Annotated in this window: 5 protein-coding genes and 1 pseudogene; 2 read left to right on the plus strand and 4 right to left on the minus strand. The window is 44.2% G+C overall.

What is annotated here, in order from left to right:
• The first annotated feature begins 295 nt into the window (after positions 1-295).
• Positions 296-1,732, plus strand: a complete 1,437-nt coding sequence (locus PX484_RS05755; RefSeq protein WP_002804129.1) for an NADP-dependent isocitrate dehydrogenase — start codon at positions 296-298, stop codon at positions 1,730-1,732.
• Positions 1,733-1,801: 69 nt separating this feature from the next.
• Here PX484_RS05755 and PX484_RS05760 read toward each other — a convergent pair whose 3' ends face one another.
• From PX484_RS05760 to PX484_RS05775, 4 genes and pseudogenes are all read right to left on the minus strand, one after another.
• A complete protein-coding gene (locus PX484_RS05760; protein ID WP_287767523.1) occupies positions 1,802-4,522 on the minus strand; it encodes a valine--tRNA ligase in 2,721 nt (906 codons plus the stop codon).
• A gap of 31 nt (positions 4,523-4,553) precedes the next feature.
• A pseudogene (locus tag PX484_RS05765) lies at positions 4,554-4,874 on the minus strand (IS30 family transposase); the annotation flags it as partial.
• 24 nt (positions 4,875-4,898) lie between these two features.
• Entirely contained in the window at positions 4,899-5,030 is a 132-nt protein-coding gene (locus tag PX484_RS05770; protein WP_308417776.1) for a DUF2281 domain-containing protein, read from the minus strand.
• A 247-nt stretch (positions 5,031-5,277) separates the two neighbouring features.
• Entirely contained in the window at positions 5,278-6,060 is a 783-nt protein-coding gene (locus PX484_RS05775; RefSeq protein ID WP_287767513.1) for an aldolase/citrate lyase family protein, read from the minus strand.
• Positions 6,061-6,456: 396 nt separating this feature from the next.
• Between PX484_RS05775 and aspS the strand changes: the two genes are divergently transcribed.
• Positions 6,457-8,085: aspartate--tRNA ligase (gene aspS, locus PX484_RS05780; RefSeq protein ID WP_288103126.1), on the plus strand; the 1,629-nt coding region annotated here is incomplete at its 3' end.

Here is an 8,085-nt window from a genome sequence, read left to right on the forward strand (position 1 = left end):
AGAGAAGATGCAAGGGTGATGCAAGGGTGATGCAAGGGTTTTAAGAGATTCTAGCAGATTTAAGTGCATTTGGGAAGCTCTCAATCAAGCTAAAAGCCCTTTCCTGTAAGGTTTTTACCATTATTCAGCAAACCCTAATTATAACCAGCTACTTAGCTCTAGCAGTTATCTTAATGGTGAGGTACGAAGTTGATGCCAGCAAGGGAATCTTTAAGAAATTACCCAAAATCCCTGAGCATAGATATTGACGGCGCTAGACTGCCAACGTATAGATAAATACCGTTTCTGGAAGCCCATGACTGTGAGCTACGAAAAAATTACCCCACCGACAACAGGCTCGAAAATTACTTTTTCTGAGGGAAAACCTCTAGTTCCCGACGATCCCATCATTCCCTTCATTCGTGGTGACGGTACGGGAGTCGATATCTGGCCCGCAACCGCAAAAGTTATCGATGCGGCGATCGCTACAGCCTACGGTGGTCAAAGGAAAATCCATTGGTTTAAAGTCTATGCTGGCGATGAAGCTTGCGAAATCTACGGGACCTATCAATATCTGCCCCAAGATACATTGACAGCGATTAAAGAATATGGGATCGCCATCAAGGGTCCCTTGACCACTCCCATCGGTGGCGGCATTCGTTCCCTGAATGTGGCTTTGCGGCAAATTTTTGACCTCTATGCCTGTGTTCGTCCCTGTCGTTACTATGCGGGAACCCCTTCCCCCCATAAAACCCCAGAAAAACTCGATGTCATCGTCTATCGGGAAAATACCGAGGATATCTATCTGGGCATCGAATGGAAACAAGGCACGGAAATCGCCGATAAACTGATTAATTATCTCAACACCGAACTAATTCCCGCCACTCCCGAACACGGTAAAAAACAAATTCCCCTCGATGCGGGTATCGGGATCAAACCGATTAGTAAGACGGGTTCCCAAAGATTAGTCCGCCGGGCGATCGAACGAGCGCTGACTTTACCGAAACCGAAAAATCAAGTTACGCTTGTCCACAAGGGTAACATTATGAAATATACAGAAGGGGCGTTCCGGGATTGGGGTTATGAATTAGCTAAAAGTGAATTCCGGGATGTGTGCGTTACCGAGATGGAATCATGGATCCTGAGCAATAAGGAGAAAAACCCCGATCTGAGCATCGAAGATAACGCCCGCATGGTGGAACCGGGTTATGATGCCCTCACGGACGAGAAAAAAGCTAAAATCTGTCAAGAAGTTACCAGTGTTCTCGATGCTATCTGGGAAACCCACGGCAATGGGCAGTGGCAAGATAAAATTATGGTCAACGATCGCATTGCCGATAGTATCTTCCAACAGATCCAAACCCGTCCCGATGAATACTCGATCCTCGCCACCATGAACCTGAATGGCGATTATCTCTCCGATGCGGCAGCGGCGATCGTGGGTGGTTTAGGGATGGGACCTGGGGCGAATATTGGCGATACTTGCGCTATTTTTGAGGCAACCCACGGCACAGCCCCTAAACACGCCGGTTTAGACCGAATTAACCCCGGTTCGGTGATTCTTTCCGGGGTGATGATGTTGGAATACATGGGATGGCAAGAAGCGGCCGATTTGATTAAAAAAGGCATCGCAGCAGCGATCGCTAATCGACAAGTTACCTACGATTTAGCGCGTCTGATGGAACCCCCCGTTAATCCTCCTCTGAAATGTTCCGAATTTGCCGATGCAATCATCTCCCATTTTGGCGATTAATTTTCCGGTTAGGGTAGCCTGAAAACTGCCCTATTTTTCGGAAAATCCCCAAAATTACCCCTGCCTCCGTTAATGCAGGCGTTTTAAGCGTTCTTGGAGAATTTGGGCTTGTTTTTCGGACTCTGCTAAAGCTTGCTTCGTTTTTTGGATTAAAGCTTCTGGAGCTTTTTCGACAAAGCTAGGTTTACTCAGGCGATCACTCAAACTCTTGATTTCCCCTTCTACCTTAGCTAAATTTTTCGCTAATTTCCCAGCCAATACCGATATATCAACCAATCCGGACAGGGGGATGAGGATTTCTACCGTAGCGACAACACCGGCGATCGCTTGATTGACTTCCTCGGTTAATTTTGCCGTCAAAATTAAGTTTTCGATCTTGGCCAAGTCCTTTAAGTACACTTGTCCGCGTTGCAAAATAGCTAATTCTTGGCTGTTTTCTGTCTGTAAAATTGCCGTGATCGTTGCTCCCGGTTTAATCCCCGCTTCGGCCCGCAAATTACGCAACACCCGAATACTTTCTATTAATAACTCAAAAGTATTTTCTAAGTCTAGATCGATCAGAGAACTATCGGCTATTGGATAGGTTTCTAAAGCCAAAACTTGCTGATTTTCTTGGGTTAAATGATGCCAAATTTCCTCGGTAATATGGGGCATAAAGGGATGTAATAATTTTAATGTCCCTGCCAAGATAAAAGCCAAAGTTTGCCGGGCCGTAGCACAGGAAACCGATTCTTTATCCTTCCATAAACGAGTTTTTACTAACTCGATATACCAATCACAGAAATCGCGCCAGATAAATTCGTATAGACCTTTTGCCGCTTCTCCCATGCCATAATTTTCTAGATAATCTCTAGTTTTTTGCACTGTTTGATGATAACGAGATAAAATCCAGCGATCAGCTAATTCTAAATTTTCTAAAACTGGTTCTCCCAATTCTTCTGGGGTTTTTCCCTCCAGATTCATCATGACAAAACGGGAAGCATTCCAAATTTTATTGGCAAAATTTCGGGCAGCTTCTACGGATTCCGATTCATCGGTTTTACGGTTGTATTGCAGACTGATATCCTGTCCTGCTCCTGCCACTTCTCGGATTAAGGTATATCGTAAAGCATCGGTTCCATATTTATCAATTAAAATTAGGGGATCGATGCCGTTATTAGCAGATTTAGACATCTTTTTGCCGTTTTCATCCCTAACTAAACCGTGAATATAGACATCTTTAAAGGGCATTTGTTGCGTAAAATAGCCCGCCATCATCGTCATTCTGGCCACCCAGAAAAAGATAATATCAAAACCAGTGACGAGGGTTGTGGTGGGATAATAGGTGTCTAGATCAAGGGTTTTTTCTGGCCATCCCATAGTCGAAAATGGCCACAATCCCGAGGAAAACCAAGTATCTAAAACATCGGGGTCTTGTTGAATAATTATATCCTCTCCATACTCCTGTTTAGCCTTGGCTAAAGCGGAGGTTTCATCTGGGGCAACGACGAAGGGAGTATGGTTAGTAATTTCGTTGTTAGTTTCACTGATAATATACCAAGCGGGAATTTGATGACCCCACCACAGTTGTCGAGAAATACACCAATCTTTTAGTTTAACTAACCAATCGCGATAAACTTTTGTCCATCTTTCCGGCACAAAACGGGGCGAGTTTTCCTGATCTAAACAGGCTAAAGCTTTTGTGGCTAAAGGTTCAATTTTAACGAACCATTGGGTAGATAAAAGGGGTTCCACGGGAACTTTACCTCGATCGCTATAGGGGACGCTATGGCGATAGGCTTCAATCTTAACTAAAAAGCCGTCTTCATCGAGTTTTTTAACGACATTTTTGCGGGCAACAAAACGATCTTGACCTGCGAATATTCCGGCATTTTCGTTTAAACTGCCGTCTAAATTCATGATATTAATAAAGGCTAAATTATGGCGTTTACCCATCTCAAAATCTTTAGGATCGTGGGCCGGCGTAACTTTGACGCAACCGGTACCGAATTCAGTATCCACCAATTCATCGGCAATAATGGGGATTTCTCGCCCCATTATCGGTAAAGTGAGGGTTTTGCCGATTAAATGGCGATAACGGGGGTCTTGCGGGTTGACAGCTACACCAGTATCACCGAGCATGGTTTCGGGCCTTGTGGTGGCTACTTGAAGATAACCGCTACCATCGCTGAGAGGATAGCGAAAATACCAGAGATTTCCCTCAATATCCTTGTTTTCTACCTCTAAATCGGAAACGGCCGACCGGGATTCGGGACACCAGTTAACTAAGTATTGACCGCGATAGATTAATCCGTCCTCATAAAGTTTGATAAAAGCAGTACGGACAGCATGGGAAAGTCCCTCATCCATGGTGAAACGTTCCCGCGTCCAATCCACGGATACCCCCAAGCGTCGCAGTTGATTAACAATGGTACTACCAGACTCCTCTTTCCATTGCCAAGCGCGTTCGAGGAATTTTTCCCTTCCTAGTTGATAACGGTCGGTTTTTTCAGCTTTTAATTGGCGATCGAGTATGGCTTGTACTGCAATACTAGCGTGATCTGTGCCGGGCAGCCAGAGGGTATTTTTGCCGGTCATGCGCTTGTAGCGAACAAGTGTATCAATTAAGGCACTCTCGAAGGCGTGACCCATGTGGAGACTACCGGTAACATTGGGAGGAGGGATAACTATACAGTAGGTTTCGCCGCCTTTTTCGGGGTTTGCTCTAAATATTTCTTGATTTTCCCAATATTGCTGCCATTTCGTTTCTGTGATCTTAGGATCGTATTGCTTCGATAGTTCCGAGGTCATGGCCAATTCAAGTCTGGATTTAATCACTGTCTTATCTAATCTCATAGAATACCTTATTCGGGGTACGATAGTCAAGACATTTTCGAGGACGATTGTTAATCAAATTTACGGCTCTTTCTATTTCCTCTGGCTTAAGGATTTTCAAATTCGTTTCCTTGGGAAAAAATTGTCTTAATAGTCCATTAGTAGGCTCGTTTAATCCCCTCGCACAAGAATGATAAGGAGTAGCAAAATAAAAATCTGCTCCCAATTTCTGCCTCAACTCTTGATGTCCACAAAATTCATTGACCTTGTCACAAGTAAAGCTTTTTCTTGGTTCAGGGGGAATCTCTTGGAAAAGTTTTTCGGTGACAAGGGTTGATTTCCTTGAAGGCATTCATTCCATATATTCCTTTGAGTGGTTTTCTATGAGATACTTGGCATAGTGCAGAAGTTCGTGCTTTAGAGAATCTGGCATTGTCGAAAGTGTTTGTAAGATTTCTGTATCAATATTGATAATTTCTCTGATTAAACGTCAAGGGATTGGTGGATAATGCCATTGTTTTTAGGACAAAAGTAGGTGCTATCAATATTATAGCCTTGTCGGCACAAACATCAAGCGCAAATTGAAGCATTCTAAACCCCACACCCCAGACCCTGCAACCACGAAAAACTTTTTCAGCCAACCCTAATTAAGAGAAGTTATTCATAATAAGTCCACATCTGTAAACTTTGCTGCCTAGGTTTTAAGCGGTCGATAGAACTGACCAATATCTTTAACCAAAAAGTAAATTATGCAAGATTTCTAAACGCTCTTCATCTTCACCAACAATAGCACCATAATAATTTTTTTTATTCTCTAACCAGAGTAATTCAAACTCGATCGCCTTTGGCAAAGCTAAACTGAAATTATCCAAAGCTTGGGGACAATCAAAGATAACTTTGCGCGTCTCGAAGCGGTCAAAATGTTCTTGGCAGAACATTTTGAAAAACGGTAAAGAATGCAGTGACACCGCACCCCCAATGGCAACAGTCAAACCGGCAGCCTTAGCTTTTTTTGCCAAAGGTAAAGCCAGATCCAAAACTTGCTTGCCATTCACATCCTGACGAGTTAATCCCAAAGAACAGGCTAAATCCATCCGTCCGATGACGATACCATGGAGAGATTTTATCTCTGGAATCGCCAACATTTCCTGAAAATTCTCACAGGCTGTAATCGTTTCGATATTAACTAATAGCTCCACATCTTCCACCCCTTGATCAGCTAAAACCCTCCTAGCTGCTCGCAGATATTTTTGTAAAGCGTAGGCTGTTTCTACCATGGGAGCAATCAAGCGATCGACTCCTAAATTAACCGCATCAAAGATATCTCTGATCGCTTCGCAACCGGCGATTTTCAGATTAAAATCTACCCCCGCTTTCAGACTAATTTCTTTCAAACGCATCGCTTCCGTCAGTCGGGTTCCTTCCGTCTCGAATTCCGCTTTTACCCCTGAAACATGGTGATCTTCCCTGAGTTCTCTTAACAGTTGCACCATTTTTTTTTCTAAGGAATTCATGATTTTAATCGTTTAAAATTGGTAACTGCTAGATGAGCCTTGTTGATTAGAACTCTTGCATAATTAATTTTTGAGGGTTCAAAAACGGCAAAAATAAGGATTAAATTGCCTAAAATCTGTAAATATACCATTTAGTTAATTATTATTCATTCTTAATTCTCCTGACTCCTGACTCCTGACTCCTAACCCTAACAACAATTTTTAGTTTTCACAAGAGGTCTATTATAGCCGATCGGCGAAAAGCTGATGGCTGAGGACTAAGAGACCATAAAAATACCCCAAACAAGGGGACAAGAGCGACAAAATACCGGCATAATGAACAAGGCCGTCTGATTTTTTTCTGGCCACATCCTTTCTATACTACATTCGTAATATAAGTAATTCTCTAGTTAGACTATGCGAACTCACTACTGTGGCGACCTTAGCGCGATCGAAATTGAAAAAAGTGTCACCCTCTTCGGTTGGGTCGATCGCCGTCGCGATCACGGTGGCGTTATTTTTATTGATCTACGGGATCGCAGTGGTATTGTCCAGATCGTCAGTGATCCCCAACGAACCCCCGCTTCCTACCCCATCGCTGAAACCGTCAGAAACGAGTATGTTATCAAGGTGACGGGAACAGTCAGTCAACGGCCCCCCGAATCCCTTAACCCGCGCATTGCCACCGGAGAAATCGAAATTTACGCCACTAGCATCGAGATTCTCAACGGGGTTACTAAACAACTGCCTTTTGTCGTCTCTAGTTCCGAAAGTGAATCGGTCCGGGAAGATGTGCGCTTGCGATACCGCTATCTAGACCTACGCCGGGAGCGTATGAGTCATAATTTACAACTACGTCACCAAGTTGTCAAAGAAATGCGCCGTTTTCTCGAAGATGAACAGCATTTTATCGAAGTGGAAACGCCAATTTTAACTCGATCGACTCCCGAAGGGGCGCGGGATTATCTGGTTCCTTCCCGTGTCAACCCTGGCCAATGGTACGCTTTACCCCAATCACCGCAACTATTTAAGCAATTATTAATGGTGTCGGGAATGGATCGCTACTATCAAATCGCTCGCTGTTTCCGCGATGAAGATCTGCGTGCCGATCGTCAACCGGAATTTACTCAGTTGGATATGGAGATGAGTTTTCTCTCCTTAAGCGAGATTTTAGCCCTAAATGAGGCTTTAATCGCTCATATCTTCAAAAAAGTCAAAAATATCGATATAAGCCTGCCCCTGCCCCGTTTAACATATTCTGAGGCTATGGATCGCTATGGGGTCGATCGCCCTGATACCCGTTTTGGCTTGGAATTGGTCAATGTGGCGGAGATTTTTGCCGATTCGGGATTTAAGGTGTTTTCAGGTGCGATCGCTAGTGGGGGAACGGTGAAAGTTTTACCGATTCCCAACGGTAACGAGGCGATTTCTAACGTCAGAATCAAACCGGGTGGGGATTTATTCAAAGAAGCCACCGATGCGGGTGCGAAGGGAATTGCCTATATCCGCGTGCGCGAGGACTACGATTTTGATACCATTGGTGCGATTAAAGATAACCTGACAGAGGCACAAAAACAGGCTTTAATCGAGAAGACTGGCGCAAAACCGGGGCATCTGCTCTTATTTGGGGCAGGAGATACCGATACAGTCAATAAATCCCTATCCCGCCTACGCTTAGTTTTAGGGGAACAATTGGGATTAATTGATCCGGAGAAAATCAACCTCCTCTGGGTGACGGATTTCCCGATGTTTGAATACAACGCCGAGGAAAAACGCCTAGAAGCATTGCATCACCCTTTTACTGCCCCTAATCCCGAAGATTTAGACGATCTAGCCCACGCTCGCGCCCTAGCCTACGATATGATTTTTAATGGTATTGAAATCGGTGGCGGCAGTTTGCGGATCTATCAACGGGAAGTACAGGAAAAAGTCTTCGCCACCATCGGTCTATCCCCAGAGGAAGCCTATAATAAATTCGGCTTTTTGTTAGAAGCTTTTGAATACGGAACCCCTCCCCACGGTGGCATCGCCTACGGTTTAGATCGC

Origin of the sequence: Microcystis sp. M49636_WE2 (genome assembly GCF_030065375.1) — a bacterium.
Taxonomy (GTDB): domain Bacteria; phylum Cyanobacteriota; class Cyanobacteriia; order Cyanobacteriales; family Microcystaceae; genus Microcystis; species Microcystis aeruginosa_C.

Coding starts and splice junctions, on each gene's coding strand:
- PX484_RS05755 (WP_002804129.1), top strand. CDS start 296: ATGACTGTGAGCTACGAAAAAATTACCCCACCGACAACAGGCTCGAAA.
- PX484_RS05760 (WP_287767523.1), bottom strand. CDS start 4,522: ATGACCTCGGAACTATCGAAGCAATACGATCCTAAGATCACAGAAACG.
- PX484_RS05775 (WP_287767513.1), bottom strand. CDS start 6,060: ATGAATTCCTTAGAAAAAAAAATGGTGCAACTGTTAAGAGAACTCAGG.